The 16075-nt window shown below is 38.8% G+C and carries 16 protein-coding genes, 1 tRNA gene and 1 pseudogene; 9 read left to right on the top strand and 9 right to left on the bottom strand.

Annotation, left to right across the window (positions count from 1 at the left end; all coding sequences use genetic code 11):
* Positions 1-824: pseudogene (locus L1D46_RS16145) on the top strand (hypothetical protein); the annotation flags it as partial.
* Positions 825-1012: 188 nt separating this feature from the next.
* On the opposite strand, the gene L1D46_RS16140 reads toward L1D46_RS16145, so the two are convergent.
* From L1D46_RS16140 to L1D46_RS16125, 4 genes are all read right to left on the bottom strand, one after another.
* Positions 1013-1894 carry a site-specific integrase gene (locus L1D46_RS16140; protein WP_239977870.1) on the bottom strand — a complete coding sequence of 294 codons (882 nt, stop codon included), beginning with the start codon at positions 1892-1894 and terminating at the stop codon, positions 1013-1015.
* A complete protein-coding gene (locus tag L1D46_RS16135; RefSeq protein WP_239977869.1) occupies positions 1887-2108 on the bottom strand; it encodes a hypothetical protein in 222 nt (73 codons plus the stop codon). Before L1D46_RS16135 ends, L1D46_RS16140 begins: the two co-directional genes overlap by 8 nt.
* A 664-nt stretch (positions 2109-2772) precedes the next feature.
* On the bottom strand, positions 2773-3585 hold the full coding sequence (locus L1D46_RS16130; protein WP_239977868.1) for a DUF2971 domain-containing protein: 813 nt from the start codon (positions 3583-3585) through the stop codon (positions 2773-2775).
* A gap of 73 nt (positions 3586-3658) precedes the next feature.
* Positions 3659-3928 (bottom strand): helix-turn-helix transcriptional regulator, encoded by a 270-nt coding sequence (locus tag L1D46_RS16125; RefSeq protein ID WP_239977867.1) that lies wholly within the window; start codon positions 3926-3928, stop codon positions 3659-3661.
* Positions 3929-4023: 95 nt separating this feature from the next.
* Here L1D46_RS16125 and L1D46_RS16120 point away from each other — a divergent pair, with 95 nt between their 5' ends.
* Positions 4024-4215, top strand: a complete 192-nt coding sequence (locus L1D46_RS16120) for a hypothetical protein (RefSeq protein WP_239977866.1) — start codon at positions 4024-4026, stop codon at positions 4213-4215.
* Positions 4216-4583: 368 nt separating this feature from the next.
* Here L1D46_RS16120 and L1D46_RS16115 read toward each other — a convergent pair whose 3' ends face one another.
* The 3 genes from L1D46_RS16115 to L1D46_RS16105 form a co-directional block, all read right to left on the bottom strand.
* A complete protein-coding gene (locus L1D46_RS16115) occupies positions 4584-5375 on the bottom strand; it encodes a hypothetical protein (protein ID WP_239977865.1) in 792 nt (263 codons plus the stop codon).
* A gap of 17 nt (positions 5376-5392) precedes the next feature.
* Positions 5393-5950 (bottom strand): hypothetical protein, encoded by a 558-nt coding sequence (locus tag L1D46_RS16110; protein ID WP_239977864.1) that lies wholly within the window; start codon positions 5948-5950, stop codon positions 5393-5395.
* Between the two features lie 306 nt (positions 5951-6256).
* The gene (locus tag L1D46_RS16105; RefSeq protein WP_239977863.1) at positions 6257-7081 is read right to left on the bottom strand and encodes a TIGR02391 family protein; all 825 of its coding nucleotides are present in this window, start codon (positions 7079-7081) and stop codon (positions 6257-6259) included.
* 210 nt (positions 7082-7291) lie between these two features.
* Between L1D46_RS16105 and L1D46_RS16100 the strand changes: the two genes are divergently transcribed.
* Together L1D46_RS16100 and L1D46_RS16095 are read left to right on the top strand one after the other, a co-directional pair.
* On the top strand, positions 7292-7510 hold the full coding sequence (locus tag L1D46_RS16100) for a helix-turn-helix domain-containing protein (RefSeq protein ID WP_239977862.1): 219 nt from the start codon (positions 7292-7294) through the stop codon (positions 7508-7510).
* Positions 7511-7584: 74 nt separating this feature from the next.
* Complete coding sequence (locus L1D46_RS16095; RefSeq protein ID WP_239977861.1) at positions 7585-8691, top strand: replication initiation protein; 1107 nt, start codon at positions 7585-7587, stop codon at positions 8689-8691.
* Between the two features lie 159 nt (positions 8692-8850).
* Here the strand turns inward: L1D46_RS16095 and L1D46_RS16090 are convergent.
* Together L1D46_RS16090 and L1D46_RS16085 are read right to left on the bottom strand one after the other, a co-directional pair.
* Positions 8851-8927: transfer RNA gene (locus tag L1D46_RS16090), tRNA-Pro, on the bottom strand.
* 105 nt (positions 8928-9032) lie between these two features.
* Complete coding sequence (locus tag L1D46_RS16085) at positions 9033-9650, bottom strand: arylesterase (protein ID WP_239977860.1); 618 nt, start codon at positions 9648-9650, stop codon at positions 9033-9035.
* Here L1D46_RS16085 and L1D46_RS16080 point away from each other — a divergent pair, their 5' ends adjacent.
* The 5 genes from L1D46_RS16080 (at position 9651) to ruvB (ending at position 15157) form a co-directional block, all read left to right on the top strand.
* Positions 9651-10370 (top strand): ATP-binding cassette domain-containing protein, encoded by a 720-nt coding sequence (locus L1D46_RS16080; RefSeq protein WP_239977859.1) that lies wholly within the window; start codon positions 9651-9653, stop codon positions 10368-10370.
* Entirely contained in the window at positions 10360-12861 is a 2502-nt protein-coding gene (locus L1D46_RS16075) for an FtsX-like permease family protein (protein ID WP_239977858.1), read from the top strand. The genes L1D46_RS16080 and L1D46_RS16075 overlap by 11 nt, the downstream gene beginning before the upstream one ends.
* 137 nt (positions 12862-12998) lie before the next feature.
* Positions 12999-13523, top strand: a complete 525-nt coding sequence (ruvC, locus tag L1D46_RS16070; RefSeq protein ID WP_054561285.1) for a crossover junction endodeoxyribonuclease RuvC — start codon at positions 12999-13001, stop codon at positions 13521-13523.
* A gap of 1 nt (position 13524) precedes the next feature.
* A complete protein-coding gene (gene ruvA, locus L1D46_RS16065; protein ID WP_130051709.1) occupies positions 13525-14145 on the top strand; it encodes a Holliday junction branch migration protein RuvA in 621 nt (206 codons plus the stop codon).
* A 7-nt stretch (positions 14146-14152) separates the two neighbouring features.
* Entirely contained in the window at positions 14153-15157 is a 1005-nt protein-coding gene (gene ruvB, locus L1D46_RS16060) for a Holliday junction branch migration DNA helicase RuvB (protein ID WP_130051708.1), read from the top strand.
* Positions 15158-16075: the final 918 nt, after the last annotated feature.

Here is a 16075-nt window from a genome sequence, read left to right as displayed (position 1 = left end):
GGTTTAAGGGAGTTTCTTATTTTCCTGAGGCCAAAGATAGCTATATCATTTCCTTTTATGCTTCTGCTGAACAAGATTATTGGTTTTTTGCAATAATAGGTTTTGCTGTTTCAATTCCCACAATGAAACATCCAAAATCAGATGGCTTACGAGCAAAAATACATCACTTTTTTCCTAAGTTGACTGAAACTCACCCTTATATGGAATATCTTGTGACGATGATGAATAAGTCATCTTGTATTACCGAGCAATATCAGAGATCAGTTACAGTAACAAACGTAGATAAGGAGTTTTTCTCTTGTATTGTTTCCACTAGGTTTAGATTGAAAAATTTACATCATAATCATGCTCTTAATCATAACATTGGAAATTTTTCACTTACTCCAGATGAAAGAGTACTAAAGAAACACGCTATTTGGGGAAAGCTCTCATGTTTTGTTGATGACGAGGGAGCAGTTGTATCCTCACCTCAGAATTTGACTGGCGAAGCATTTAAAGTTAAAGATTACAATATTCGATTAGAGGCAAACGATACAAGGGAATACCACTGCGTCTATGATCTATTGAGTGACCTAAATGAAAAGATGAATATGTCTTTTATTCGATTTACAGAAAAGTTTGATTTTTGTATTGAAAATAGAAGTGCGACCAAGCTTTATGTTTCAGTGTATCTTCAAAAAGGACCAGGAAATACGAACTCTAAAGTATTAGTTGAAAAATCTCTCGTTGATATCAATAAGACTTATAATTTACCCGATGGTATAGAAATGCTTGCTATTAATGACAAAGTTTCCGTGAAAATATCTTCTTGCAATGAAGATTGATAGTAGCTACAATTTATTTATCCAACTTGTGGAGGTTACACATGATTATTCAAAGTGAATCAAAGGGTATGTAAGTATACTTATTCATTAAACATATAGCTTTAAAGCGTATATTTTCTTTTGATCAACCTCTGTGAAGCGACCTTGTTGTCGCTTCATTTGTTTTATGTAATAACTAATTGGTTTCTTCACCTTAAGTATTCTTTAGTAATTTCAGCCCTAAAATGCCCCATCTCCTGTGAAACGGTCTCTAAGGCCGTTTCGTATTTATACCCCAAGCTTTTCAGTTCAACCATTCTTTCTTGCGCATAACTATGCCTGAGGCCATGTGCGCCTGTAGAAAATAGCAAAGCGCGGTTAGAGGCTTTTGAAAATGAGTCCGACCATTTTTTACCGCCAGCTATGTTGTAACGCTGAGCATAGTTAATTTCTCTGTCAATTACTGTTATTGGTTGAGCTAAGCGTTGTTGCTCTAGCTGAGAGGCAAGGATATTGGGAATAAGAACATGACGAATCAAGCCTCCTTTGCCAACTACTGTGTAAAGTTCACCATTCCGGTCTTGCCATTTTGAGTCTAGAGCAGGGCGTTTATCTGGAGCTCGTTCATTAGCTTTGGCAAGTGTTAGCAGCTCATGAGCTCGAAGGCCGGCCGCATAAGCGATTTGTGTTGCGAGTTGATTCCTTTCTGTTTGCCTATGTGAAATAGCAGTAGCTTGTTCAGTAGTGTAAGCTCGAGAGCGCTTTATCTCGTCTAAACATGACTTTACTCGGTAGAGTGTTTCTTTCGGTTGTAATTTACCGTTTAATTGCATCATAGCTTGTATCGCTTGCCGTTCCATATCCAGGGCTTTTTGGCCAACGATTTCTGCTCTGTAATCAAGGTACATACGTGCTTGCTGAATAGTCATGGCCTGAATACCATTAATACCGATATCTTTAGACCAGTTGGCAACCGTCTTAAGAGACTGCATATAGTTTCTGGCCGTGCCTAAAGACTTTATGCGCTTTACTTTAGTTAGCCCTTTAATAACATTTTTGGCTTGAGTTTCAGCTTTGGCGAACTTAGGCATTTTTATCGACCCATCTTTTAACAGTTGTCCACTGAACATTTATGCCTCTCAAAGCGAGCCAGCGCTGCAGTTCAGCTTTGCTGGCACCTGCTTCATAGAGTTTGCAAAGGTGAGTGCGGTATTTATCAAGTTTGGATGGTTTACGCCGTTTACGGGTTCGTAGTTTTGTTTGCGCTTTTAATAAAGCGACTTCAGTATTTGGATTAAAAGTCATGATGTTCTCCTAGGTTGTAAGATTAACTGGCAACAGGGTTGCTCAGCGACACTAAAGCCTATTCGCCCCTGTTTTTCGCGAATGCGAAAGGCTCGGACCGATCTCGCCTTAATTTATTTCCTCTTTACGTGAAAACGGCAGCAGAAAGCGCCGATATAACGCCTTAAATGTGGCGTGAGACATGACTATTAGATTGAAGAGAGTGAGGGTCCTCACTACGTGTTGTCGGCAGCTGAACAGCGCCGTTTTTTGTAAATGCCCATTGGGCTATTTCAATATTAGGTTAGCGTTAAAGTTGCCTATGTGCAATCTGCAAATAAAAACCTGCGTGTAAGCCACGAAAAACCAAGGCCCCCGCTATGAAGCGAGCGATTTATCGCTTCGACATAGCGGGGGCGCAGCCCCTTTTAAAAGAGGAGGCCATTGCTCATGATGCCTCGGTTAAAAAGGCTTGGTTTTTTAGCAAATTTGCAGGTGTACAAAAACTCAATTAGGCTTAGTAAAGTAGATAGCGTTGGAGTAAATGTATGGGTCCTATTATTGTCGGTAATATCTTAATTCTGAGTTTGGTCGTGTTTTTTGCAGTGTTATTTCACCGAAAGTTCGAAAAAATTAATAACAAGTAAACAGTGTGGCTGTTTGAGCGGAAATTTTTTCACTAGCTCTACTCTTTCCAATCATAGATTATTTTTGGTGAACAATTTCGAAAATCTAGTTTGTACATTGGGTTTCCAAATCCTCTTCTATCAGGTATTGCTAATGCTCGTTTCTTATCGTTGAAATTTGCTCTAGGGCCAAACATAATACCTTCTAAGCAGCCTTTTATATCAAGGTACTCAAATTCATTTTCTGAAGTAACAATAAATCGGTATTCACTTTCATATGCCCATTCTGGTGCCTTGTTAAAAAACATTGGCTTGTGGAAATTCATAATGTGCATATCTACATATTCTTCAATTCCTATACTTTCAATTGCATCCATGTCCATCTGAGCCCAGTCAAGAGTCGTTTGTTGATTTGCAGCAATAGCTTTGTATGCCACTGGGCTATGATAGCTTTTTAATGGAAATGTCTCCTTAAACATTTTTATGAGGTGTGCCTTGTTGAAAACTAGGCATACGCCTTCACCCTTATCTGCATAATGATGCCATAGCGGTGAGTTAACAAATCCTCGGTTATTGTAATTTAAAAGCTCTTCAGAGCTCTTTTGTGGTTCTGCAACAAAACACATGACTTTGAGCCTTTTTTTAAATTCAGGCCAAATCTCACTTTCAAGAAAAGAATAAGTTTCAGTATGTTTTTTTGGATCTCTTCGCCAAGGTTGAAGAATGAAAGTTTTATATTCCTTCGGATCATTTACTGTAGCAAATGAGGAAAGCCTTACTTGCCGTGTTGGTAGGATGTGATTGATTAAAGTATCAATACTAGTGTAGTGGAAAAGATACTCAGTTTGGCTATCTCGCGGAAATTCGAACATAAGGTTCCTACTAGTTGTTTTCAACGATACTAAAAGAATATATTTGTGATGTTTTAAACTTCGATAGAGGTAATTAATCAATATTATTATAGTTAGCTATTGTTTCTGCAAGTTCATCTTCTTCACAAAACAAAAAGGCAGTTGGTACGTCTAAAACTTTAGCGAGCGCTTTAACTGTTTTAAAGTCTGGTGCGTGAACTCCTTTTTCATACTGGTTCATTCTGGCAGAGGCTGAAAACTCATCCATACCAGTTAAAACACCTAACTGTTTTTGGGTTAGTCCTTTTTGCTTTCTAGCTTCTTTTAATCTTTTTGGAAAAGGCGATTCATTGTTAGTTTTCATATAAATTTAAATTTAGCTTGAAAACTAAGAGTTTCTTAGCTTTAATGAGGTTTAGATACTCAGGAATACTTAGTTTTAATGTAAGAGGTTAAATCATGTTTTTAAAAGTATTGAAAGCAACCGCGTTAATAGCGCTTGAAGTCATGATTGACGACGATAAAAAATCAGACCAAAACAAGTTTATTGATGAACACAATGATGGAATGGGCAACGTAAACTTTTATGGTGATGAATATACGGAGCAAGAAGCTCGAGAAGCTGACGATAGGGGGGAGTTTTATTATTGATTTCTGGTCATATTAGTGTCAGTGTGGGATTGGGTTTTTATAAAATTGCATTGGGATGCGCAGCTTGCAGCTGCGTAGCGCTTTCAAAGAGAGTTTTATTAGGTGAACAAGTCTTAGATTGAACTGTCAGATATGAAAATTGCAGTTTTATCAAATCTGGAAGTTGCGAAAGTGCCAGAAGTGGTCCATTAAAGCTATATTTGAAACCATGATCAGATTGGCAAATAGATGTAAAACCGTCTTCATTTTTACTTATTTTCGTATTGGCGATAGGAACTAAAGAGTTCCCTTTCACCTGCCTCTGGACCCTACTAGCGCTCCTAGATCACGATAAACCTTCAAATAATCAATTTGTGTTAACGAAAATTTTATGAATTTGGTATCATTCTGTAGTAGTCAAGATCAACTTTGCTGGAACTCATACGCTTGAAACTCAAGCCGCCATTACCATCAATAGCTTTAGGCCACTCAGCCTGTAAACTACTTTCTACGAACACCTCATTTCGGCCAAAATTTAGTTTTGAAGCGTCGTAGACACATGGACCAAAGGCTTTTATTTCAGCTCCACTGCCTAAACCCACCTTCGATAATAATGTTGGACTCATAGCTAACCCAACACCAATATGCATAATCTCTTCTTTATAATATTCTTGAAGTCTTTTCTCTAGCATCGGACTAAGGCTTTGAACAATATATTTTGATGCCATGCCACTATTTCTAATTGCATCTGACTTTTGTTTTTTTGCATCAAAAAAGCCCAGTACACCATCACCAAGGAACTCACTTACAAAACCATCATAATGGTTAATAACTACTTCTAAGCTTGGAAGCAACGCGCTAGTAATGTAATAAGCTCTTTGGAATTTATTTTTATAACTTCCTAGATCATTAAAGTGCGTTTTTATTCTGTTTGTAGAGTCTCTCAAATCAGCTGAAATACAGACTAAGTCACGTTCTTCACTACTATTAAAGTCAACTGGAAAGAAATCAGTAAGAGATTTGTTCCGTGAAACAGCATTGCCTTTTATAATGACTTCTGCGTGCTCAAGCCCCTCTGACATAAGCTCATCAAAAGCCGAACCGCTTTCTTTCCAATTACTTTCTGCCCTCTGAAGAGCTTTATCGATAGTCTCTTCGACTTTCTCTGTTAATGTTGTCATTTATAAATTTCCTTTTCTTATAAGAAATGGTTAATGATTGTCACAAACACAAATATTATTATTGAAGTGAAGGCACAGGATAAAACATTTTTCACTCTTAGTATTTTAACATCACGAATAAAAACGAGTTTATACAAATCATAAGCAAGCTCCTTCTTTAATATTTTTGAACTGGGCAAATCTTTGACATATGTATCAATATCTACTTTTGGTTTGATTGGAGTGTTAAATAAATGATCAAACTCATTACTATCAAAAAGGTGACTGTTGTAAGCTATACCTTTCACAGCACTATCATTGACTAGTATATTGGAGTTATGTATAGGTCTTAAAGCTAAAAACAGAGAATAGAGACCAAACAACCAAAATAAAAGAACAAGTGACAGTAAAGCTTTTAACGTGATGCACTCAATAGAGTCAAATATTTCTAATGCCACTTTCCACCCAATTAGTGGGGCACAGTAAAAGGCAAATAAAAATCCAAGTTTTACATCTAAGGCTCTGATAGTTGCTTGCGTGTCATTAATCACTTTATATAAGAAGTCATGTTGTAGACTTAAATTTTCATTAGCCATAAGTTATTCCTTTTAAAAGATCATAATAACAAAAAAAACCAATCACAAAGTAGCCTCTTTTTTACATGTTAAACGCATAACTAAAATGATAACTAATAAATTCATCATTGAGTTTATTAGTTATCTTGCAGTCTATGAAAAGCGCTTTATGAATAATTTAGTCGTGAGTTTAGTTAATAGTTGAGGGTTCACGTCTTGCATTTTAAACACTGATTAACGTTGTCGCCTTTCCGTCATTATCTGTCTGGCAGTCGAACTCTAGAATTATTAGTTGAAACTTTTAAATCAGATTTGAGTTCCTAAATATTAAACTTCTCTAATTTTGGTTGATTGTTCCAAGATAAAAAGTTGATTCAATAGCAAAAATTCTCTTAAATCATTATGAATTTCACTTTCTAACTGTTGATGGGCTCGTCGATTACGAAACGCCATAAATATACTAGAAAACATATTTGCGCGGCCTGTAGTTTCACTACCATCTAAATTTTCCCAATGTAAAGGGCTGCTCTCTCCCGATAAAGCTTTTGAAAAAAGCTTGGCGCCTGTTTCTTTAGTTAAGCCTGATTTTTCTTTTATTACTTTTTCTAGCAACCGGTATCCGTCCATTAAAGCGTTGTCGGGGTTTTGTTTCATTAAAATTGCGGTACTTAGCAGTCTTTCATCGATTAAAGAAAGTGGAATTTCTACAGGGAAGCCCTGTTGCAAATGTAATTTGGTATGACCTTCATATATATAGTCATACCATTGTTGAGGTATAACTGGTGTCTGTTCAGAGAGCCAATCCAAGTCTTTTACAGTAAGTGCAGAGCTGTTTATTTTTTCTAAAAACTTTTGTGGTACATAATACTCTTCAATTTCGTCACAAAACTTTCTAAGGACTGATAAAGTATAAGAAAATGCTCTTGGTCCTTCGCCAGAATAACCTGATGTGAAGCCTGACTTTATTGCTACATCAATACCTACATCGATATTGATTAATAATGCATGATTATAGTGGTATTCATTTCCAGTGGTTAGAATTTTCACTGTATTAAGCATTCTTCCAAAGTGAATCATTTCTGTTACAGCATTAATGCAGTGTTTTGAAATACCAGCCGTACCTCGATATTCTATTCCTGCCAACTTTGTCATTATAATCCCTTACCTCTATTTTACTGCAGTCTAACAAACAACCCACTTTACTTTGGGCTAATCATAGCTTAACCTAAATGTACTGGACGAATCCAGTGCCTAAAAAAGGCGCTTCTAGCAAGCTGCCTGTTAAACGTAACGAGGAAAAAAACGGCTTTTCATAAGCACGGTCGATACGTTTTTAACAGGTTTGGTTAGTTAGGAGGGCTTATGTCCGCATTTATTACCACAAAAGAAGCTGCAAAGTTTTTAAACTGCTCACCGCAGCATTTATACAATATCCGAAATAGACGCAAAGCTGCGCTTGCACAAGGTGATTCTGATCTTGCTAAAAAGGTTGCTCCAGAGGCGATCAAAATTGGCGGGAAATTACTTTTTGAAGAGTCTGCGCTTGAAGCGTGGCTAAGAAAGTACGGTGACGTTGCTTAACTTGCGAATACGGCAGGCGTAAGCGACCAAACTATCCGCCTGCCGTGTTGAATATACTCCAACACGGATATTTTATGACAAATGCCGCGAAACAGCTAGTTTCTGCTGTGCCTTTGAATGTGCGAGAAAAGCTCATTCAAAGGCTTTATAACACCACTCCACCAAGAACATTATGCACAAATGAAGATATAACAAAGGGACGTTACCGTTTTGGTGAAATAGCTTTGGATGAATACCTTCATGTTCAAGTTAATCCAAAAGCTATTCAATATTGGCTGATCTTTGATATTGATGACGAATCAGCATTTTCTTGGGAAGACAATTTACTACCCCCACCGAACATCGTTGTTAGTGGTCCATCTATATGTAAATTCGGTAGGACAGGCGAACAAGGAGGCGCTCATGTGCTTTATGCTATTCAGGGTGTCACAAGAAGTATAAAAGCTAGGCGTAAGCCTATTAAATTCCTTAAGCATGTGTATGACTTAATGCGAATAAAGCTCGGAGCTGATGAAGACTACACAGGACCTTTATGTAAAAACCCGCTTCATTCCCATTGGAAAACTACTTTCTTACATGCGCATGAATATAGCTTAAATGAACTAAATGATTTCTTGTACAAACCCAAGAGAGAATATGGTTATGAGTTCGATTGGGGAGGGATTGCTAATTCCCGTAATTGCTATTTATTTCATCAGCTGCGCTTCATTGCTTATAAAAGAATTAATTATGCCAGAGAAAATTGGCGATATGAGGATTGGTATAGACACTTATTTGAGGTTGCGGAAAGCTTGAATAACTTTGATGGTTTTGGCTTAGCAAAGGAATACCCTCTGAAGTACAAAGAATTGCAGTCGATCACTCAAAGCGTAGCGTCTTGGACTTGGCAAAAATACTTTCCTAACCACAACAGAGGGGCTGCAGGTACTTGGTTGTATCAAATCCCTATTCAAACCAAAGCACTCGCTCAGCGTGAAGGTGCGAGGTATACCCACAAGAAAAGGCGTGAGCAATCTGAAACTTCAATAAAACGAACTGTCAGTAAGTTATTAAGCACAGGTTGCAAAATTACTCAGAGAAGTGTTGCGCTTGAAACAGGGCTAACACGGCAAACAGTCGCGAAATATAAACAGCTAATTGAAGATGTTAAAAATGCTTCCCTTCAGGGTAATAGGGGGTAAGGGGGAAGAAGATATGGAGTAAATGTAGTGTGTATGTAGCTGTTGAATGTAGAAGTAGAGCAAGCTACATATATGCTACACCTAAATAAGATTAACTAATTTAAGTTGCTACATTGTTTATGTAAACTTAGTTAACTTATTGAACAGGATGAGAAAAAATGGTCGGCATAGCAGGATTTGAACCTGCGACCCCTGACACCCCATGACAGTGCGCTACCAAGCTGCGCTATATGCCGACGTTGAAAGCCATAGTACGGCTTTTTTTATAAAAATCAATATCAGCGCAGTTCGATTGCCTGTTTATTGTTCAGGCAATCGGTATTAAATCAATGGGCTAGTGGTTAATCTAGCCAATCGTTGATCGTTTTGTACATAAAGTCGCGTATTAATGGTTGAGCATCGGCGTTAGGGTGGAGGTTATCGTTTTGCATAAGCTCAGGACGGCCTGCAATATTAAGCATGAAAAAAGGCATGAGCTCAGAATCTGTTTCATCAGCAATAGTTTTAAAGCTATCGGTGAAAAGTTTGGTATAACGTGGGCCATAGTTTGGTGGAATTTGTACTTCCATTATGGCGGTTTTYGCCCCAATTTGTTGGCTTTTCGCTATTAAATCACGTAGGTTAGTTTGCAGGCGTTTAATAGGGAAACCACGTAAACCATCGTTTCCGCCAAGCTCAATAAGCACATGAGTGGGTTCAAATTCACTTAGTAACGCGTCGAGTCGTCTTAAGGCACCGCCGGTAGTTTCACCACTAATACTAGCGTTTACTAAATATACAGATTGGTCATTTTCATCGTACTTATCTTGTAACAATTTAACCCAGCCTTGTTCTTGTTTAAGGCCGTATGCGGCGCTTAAACTGTCACCTAAAATTAAAATTGTGTTGTCAGCTGCTGCCGTAAGTGGTTTGATTACTAACAGTAAAACGAATATAAAACGTAGGATTGGATGCATCATATGTCAGCGCTTTCTCAATTAAACATCATTCAAGTTAAAGGACTTTCTAAAACTGTCACCACGGTTGAGGGCAACCTGACCATCCTCAGTGACATCAGCTTTAATGTCAAGTCGGGTGACTCAGTTGCAGTAGTGGGCACCTCTGGTTCGGGTAAGTCTACTTTATTAAGTTTGTTAGCCAGCCTTGACCAATCAACTAGCGGCAGTATTTATTTAGATGGTGCTGCTTTGCACGAATTAGGCGAAGAAGCACGCGCGGCACTTCGCGCTGAAAAAGTGGGGTTTGTGTTTCAGTCTTTCATGCTTGTACAAAGCTTAACAGCACTTGAAAACGTGATGCTACCGGCTGAACTTGCCGGTAGTAAAGACGCGAAACAACAAGCACTTGAGCTACTTGAAAAAGTAGGGCTAAGTCATCGTGTTGGCCATTACCCATCGCAATTATCTGGCGGTGAGCAGCAGCGTGTAGCTATTGCGCGTGCATTTATTGGCACACCGAAAATCTTATTTGCCGATGAACCATCAGCGAACCTTGATAGCAAAAACGGTAAATTAATTGAGTCATTATTATTTGAATTAAATAAAGAGCACGGCACGACACTTATTTTAGTAACGCATGATGAGCAGCTTGCACAAAAGTGTCAGCAAATTTTACACATTGAAGCAGGGCAGTTAGTAACTGTAAAAGAAAGCGAAGGAGTGCAAGCGAATGTGGGCTAAATTAGCACTAAAACTGTTTTCACGTGAGTTTAAACGCGGTGAGTTAACAGTGATCAGTGCAGCAATTGCCTTAGCTGTTCTCACTGTTTTAACACTGTCTATGGTTACCGACCGAATTGGTCAAAGTATTGAAGAAAAAAGCAGTGCCTTTATTGCTGCTGATCGCGTTTTAGCAAGTAACCATGCTTTACCTGCCGAGTTTTTAGAAAAAGCCAACCAAGAAAACTTACGTACCGCTAAAATAACCTATTTCGATACCATGTTATTTGCTGGTGACGAAATGCAGCTTGGCTCGGTGAAAGCGGTATCAAACACCTATCCGTTAAAAGGCGAGTTAAAAGTAAAAACTAGCCTGACTGATCAACCACAAGTAACTGCTGATATCCCAAGTCGTGGTGAAGTGTGGTTAAGTGAATCAGTGTTTTATGCGTTAAACATTAAAGTGGGCGATAAAGTAGAGCTTGGCGCTGCTACGTTTACTGCTAGTCATGTTGTAGCCGAAGAGCCTGATGCACCGTTTAATGTGTTTTCAAGCAGCCAGCGAATCTTAATTAATGAAGCAGACATAGCCGTTACAGAGGTAATTCAGCCGGGTAGTCGAGTGTTTTATCGTCAGCTTTATGCTGGCAGCAAAGACAATTTAGATACCTTCTATGCGTGGTTAAAACCACAAATGAAAGAAAACCAGCGTTGGTATGGTGTTAAAGACCGCCAGTCTCCTATTTCTAATAGTTTAAATCGTGCCGAGAGCTATCTATTGCTAGCTGGTTTACTTGGCATTATTTTAGCCGCTGTTGCTATTGCGGTATCGGCAAAACGGTATTGTGAGCGTCAATATGACCCGGTTGCCATGATGAAAACGCTGGGCGGAAGCCGCGCTATGATACGTAAAATCTATTTACTTCACTTGAGCCTTGTTTGTTCAATGTCGGTCATAGTTGGTTTACTGATTGGTTATGGCTTACAATCAGTTGCAACAGATTATTTAGCACAAACCATGGGCACAGCACTACCAAGTGCATCTGCTAAACCGTGGATTATTGCTATTAGTACCGGCGTGATTTGTGCGGTAATGTTTTCTATTAAACCACTACTCGATTTATTTGATATTCCTCCGCTGCGCGTGCTTCGCCGTAATTTAGGCGACCGTTTATTGGTTAGTAAAGTGCACTTGGCTATGTCGGCGCTTACTGTGTTTTTACTCATGTGGTTATTTAGTAATAACATCAAAATAAGTGCCATTTTGTTTCTTTCAACTGCATTTTTAATTGCGGTGTTATTTGCTTTATCAAAGGTTATTTTTGGCGGTGGTCGCAAACTCGGTTTAAGCCCAGGTAATAGTTGGTCACTGGCGATAGCATCAATTCAAAAGCGTGCCAACGTTAATGCCGTACAATTAATTAGCTTTGCATTGGCTATAAAATTGTTACTGTTTTTAATTGTATTGAAGAACGACATGATCTCGGATTGGCAGTCACAGCTTCCAGAAAATGCACCTAATTCATTTTTAGTGAACATTACTGAGCAAGAACTAGAACCTATTACTAGTTTCTTAGCGCAAAATGATATGCCAACGTCTGATTTTTACCCTGTTGTTCGTGGCCGTGTAAACGCCGTTAATGGTGAGCTGGTTGCCCGCGAAGTATCGCAAGAAGATAACGAAAAGAAAGACGAAGAAGCTCGCTCTGGCATTGGCCGTGAGCTAAATCTAACTTGGCGCAAGGACTTGCCAAATCAAAACGAGCTTATCGACGGTGCATGGTTTAGTGAAAACTCAGTGGCTGAGGCATCGGTTGAAGAGTCTATGCTTAAACGCTTAGATGTAAAAATAGGTGATACGCTTACTTTCTTAATAGGTGCACAGTCTTTCGATGCAAAAATTACCAGTGTTCGAAAAGTTAACTGGACGACACTCAAACCTAACTTCTTTATTATTTTAAGTCCTGATGTGCTAGCCAGTTTTCCTGCTACTTATATTTCATCGGTGAATGTAAAAGCAGATAAAAAACGTGAGTTTAATGAGCTAATGCGTCAATACCCAACGGTTAACGTGATAGATGTTGAGAGCTTTATTAAACAGATTCGATCAACAATAGAGCAAGTATCGTTAGCGATTGGTTTTGTACTAGCAATTGTCGTTGCCTGTGGAGCTTTAGTGCTTATTTCACAAGTACAAGCAAGTTTGGGGGAGCGAATGCAAGAGATTGTCATCTTAAGAACTTTAGGTGCTAAAGGGCGCTTAATTAAAAATGCCACCTTATATGAGTTTTTACTATTAGGCGTTACTGCAGGTTTAGTCGCTGCAATTGTCAGTGACATCGCTCTGTTAATAGTACAAAAACAGATGTTCGAATTAGCAGGTAAATTCCATCCTCATATTTGGCTTATTGGCCCAGCAGTAGGAGGCCTATTTGTGGCATGTTTGGGTTATTTGATGATAGCGCGCACAATGCGAAAAAATACCCAAGGCTTATTACGCTCACTGGCATAAGATTCTAACTAAAAACGCGTTTATAAAATGCTCGCAATTGCGGGCATTTTTTATGAATTGCAATTGGTTACTGGTAATTTATACAGTGCTCTGGCATTATTAACACAGATAATAATGATAATAGATGGGTCAGTTAGTTGGCGATTATTTTAGGGATTGATCCTGGTTCACGATTAACAGGGTACGGCGTGATTGCTCACCAAGGTGCTAAGTTCACTTATTTAGGAAGTGGTTGCATAAAATTGGCAGATCACGATTTTCCTGTTCGTTTAAAAATGATTTACCAAGGGATCAGTCAATTGGTAGAGCAATTCTCCCCAGACAGCTTTGCTATCGAAAAAGTGTTTATGGCACATAACCCTGATTCGGCACTTAAACTTGGTCAAGCTCGTGGCGCTGCCATTGTTGGCGCTTCAATGGCTGAGCTGCCAGTTTATGAATATTCAGCAAGGCAAATCAAGCAAGCTGTTGTGGGTAATGGCGGAGCCGATAAGTCTCAAGTACAGCATATGGTAAAGAATATTTTAAAGCTGCCAGGCACACCTCAAGCCGATGCCGCTGACGCTCTAGCAATTGCTATATGCCATGCACACTCAGAACAAAATTTAATTAAACTTGCGGGCAGTGCGAGCAAAACCGTAAGAGGACGATTAAGGAAGTAATATGATTGGTCGATTAAATGGCTTACTTGTTGAAAAACAGCCGCCAGAAATTCTTATTGAAGTAAGTGGTGTAGGCTACGAAGTACAAATGCCTATGACCTGCTTTTATGATTTACCCGCAGTAGGTGAGCAAGCGATTATTTATACCCATTTTGTGGTACGTGAAGATGCCCAGCTATTATTTGGTTTTAACAATAAAACAGAGCGCGCTTTATTTAGAGAGCTATTAAAGGCTAATGGCGTAGGACCAAAGTTAGGACTTGCGATTTTATCGGGTATGTCAGCACAGCAATTTGTAAGTTGTGTAAACAATGAAGATGCAACCACACTGGTTAAACTTCCGGGGGTTGGTAAAAAAACTGCTGAGCGCTTAGTACTCGAAATGAAAGACAGACTGAAAGATTGGGGTAATGACTTATTTACACCATTTAGCGATAATGCCGTCATTGAGCCTGCAAGTGATGATACCCTAGTGGCAAATAATGCTGCCGATGATGCAGTTTCTGCACTTGTGGCGTTAGGTTATAAGCTACCGCAAGCACAAAAAGCGGTGAAAGCAGTGAACAAACCAGATATGACGACAGAGGTTCTAATTAAAGAAGCTCTAAAATCAATGTTGTGAGTAAACCATGATAGAAGCAGATCGCTTAATAGATGCGAGTGAACAAAGTAACGAAGACAGTGTTGATCGTGCCATACGGCCAAAACTGTTAACAGATTACACTGGCCAGCCGCATGTTAAGCAACAAATGGAAATATTTATCGAGGCGGCTCGCCATCGTGGCGAAGCCCTGGATCACCTATTAATATTTGGTCCACCGGGTCTTGGTAAAACCACACTTGCAAACATTGTTGCCAACGAGCTTAACGTTAATATTAAAACAACGTCAGGGCCAGTACTCGAAAAAGCTGGCGATTTAGCTGCTCTTTTAACTAACCTTGAAGAAGGTGACGTACTGTTTATTGACGAAATTCACCGCTTGAGCCCGCAGGTCGAAGAGATTTTGTATCCAGCAATGGAAGACTATCAGCTGGATATTATGATCGGTGAGGGCCCAGCCGCACGTTCAATTAAACTTGATTTACCGCCATTTACTTTAATAGGTGCGACAACCCGTGCAGGTTCACTCACCTCACCACTGAGAGACCGTTTTGGCATAGTGCAGCGTTTAGAATTTTATTCGGTTGAAGATTTATCAAAAATAGTTGCTCGTTCAGCAAGATTTTTAGATTTAACTATGTGCAATGAAGGTGCCACAGAAATAGCCAAGCGCTCACGTGGCACACCGCGAATAGCGAACCGTTTGTTACGCCGTGTTCGTGATTACACGCAAGTTAAATCTGACGGTAAAGTTAACGCATCGGTTGCAGAGCAAGCCCTCGATATGATTGATGTCGATAAAAGCGGTTTTGACTACATGGATAGAAAATACCTATTAGCTATTATCGAAAAATTTATGGGCGGCCCAGTTGGCCTTGATAACCTTGCAGCTGCAATAGGCGAAGAAAAAGAAACGATAGAAGATGTAATAGAACCGTTTTTAATTCAACAAGGCTTTATACAACGTACCCCGCGCGGACGACTTGTATCAGACATCGCTTACTTGCACTTTGGACTAACCCCAGATAAATAACAAAACTCAGGTTAGTTACAAAAGCTTTAAGTTATAAGTATTAAGCAGCTCGAGAGGGCTGCTTTTTAATAGAGATAAGTTGACTTTTTAAATGGCAATATAGATTTTACCGCATACCGCATACCGCATACCGCATACCGCATACCGCATACCGCATACCGCATACCGCATACCGGCAAGAGTCATCTAACACCTGTAATTCACATGCTGTTAAGTTTTTGATATGTATTCTCGTTGGCGTTTGCGCAGGCAAAAAAAAGCCCGCATAAGGATGCGGGCAAACAACAAGTTGAAGGAAGTAATTCAGGGAACTACGGTCTACTAAAAGAAGGTTTTATCCTGATTTCAGTAAACCTAGAGCAATACGAAACTTCATATTGCTAAAAACGGAGCTTAATGAAAGAAACTTTCATGAGGTTGCTAGCTCGGTATAGGTAAATAATACGCAATGATGGATTTTTCTTCAAACTAGAAAAATTTAATTTTCAGATTAAAAAAACTAATGTGAGCAAAAAATTCTATTGTTTTCTTTTTGTTCGCTTTGTGGTTATTTTCTCTTTAACTGCATGAATAGAGTGGTTTTTATAAAATTCATATTCTATATTCAGGATTAGTTTAAGTATTCTGTAGTAGATTTGCAAAAGTACTTTTGGGTGTTTATGCGTAATTTATGAATAAACGTCGTGTTTTTGATTGTTTTGATTGCTTTTAAGCGTCACTCTAGTGACTTATTATTAAGGTAAAAATATGCATAAAAGTATTTGTAAAATTCAATCTGGCTAAAAAATAACTAAGCAAATTGCTTTTTACCGTTATTTGCCGCTAATTCACAGCAAGAGCGTTGTCAGTTCATAATTGACTAGATACACTAGTTGTAACTTTTGGCCATGTTTGTGGTCAATAAATACAAGTGTAAAA

Source organism: Pseudoalteromonas sp. Isolate3, from assembly GCF_022398505.1.
Taxonomy (GTDB): Bacteria; Pseudomonadota; Gammaproteobacteria; order Enterobacterales; family Alteromonadaceae; genus Pseudoalteromonas; species Pseudoalteromonas apostichopi.
The sequence above is the reverse complement of the archived record's forward strand: the minus strand, read 5'-3'. Positions and strand labels throughout refer to the sequence as shown.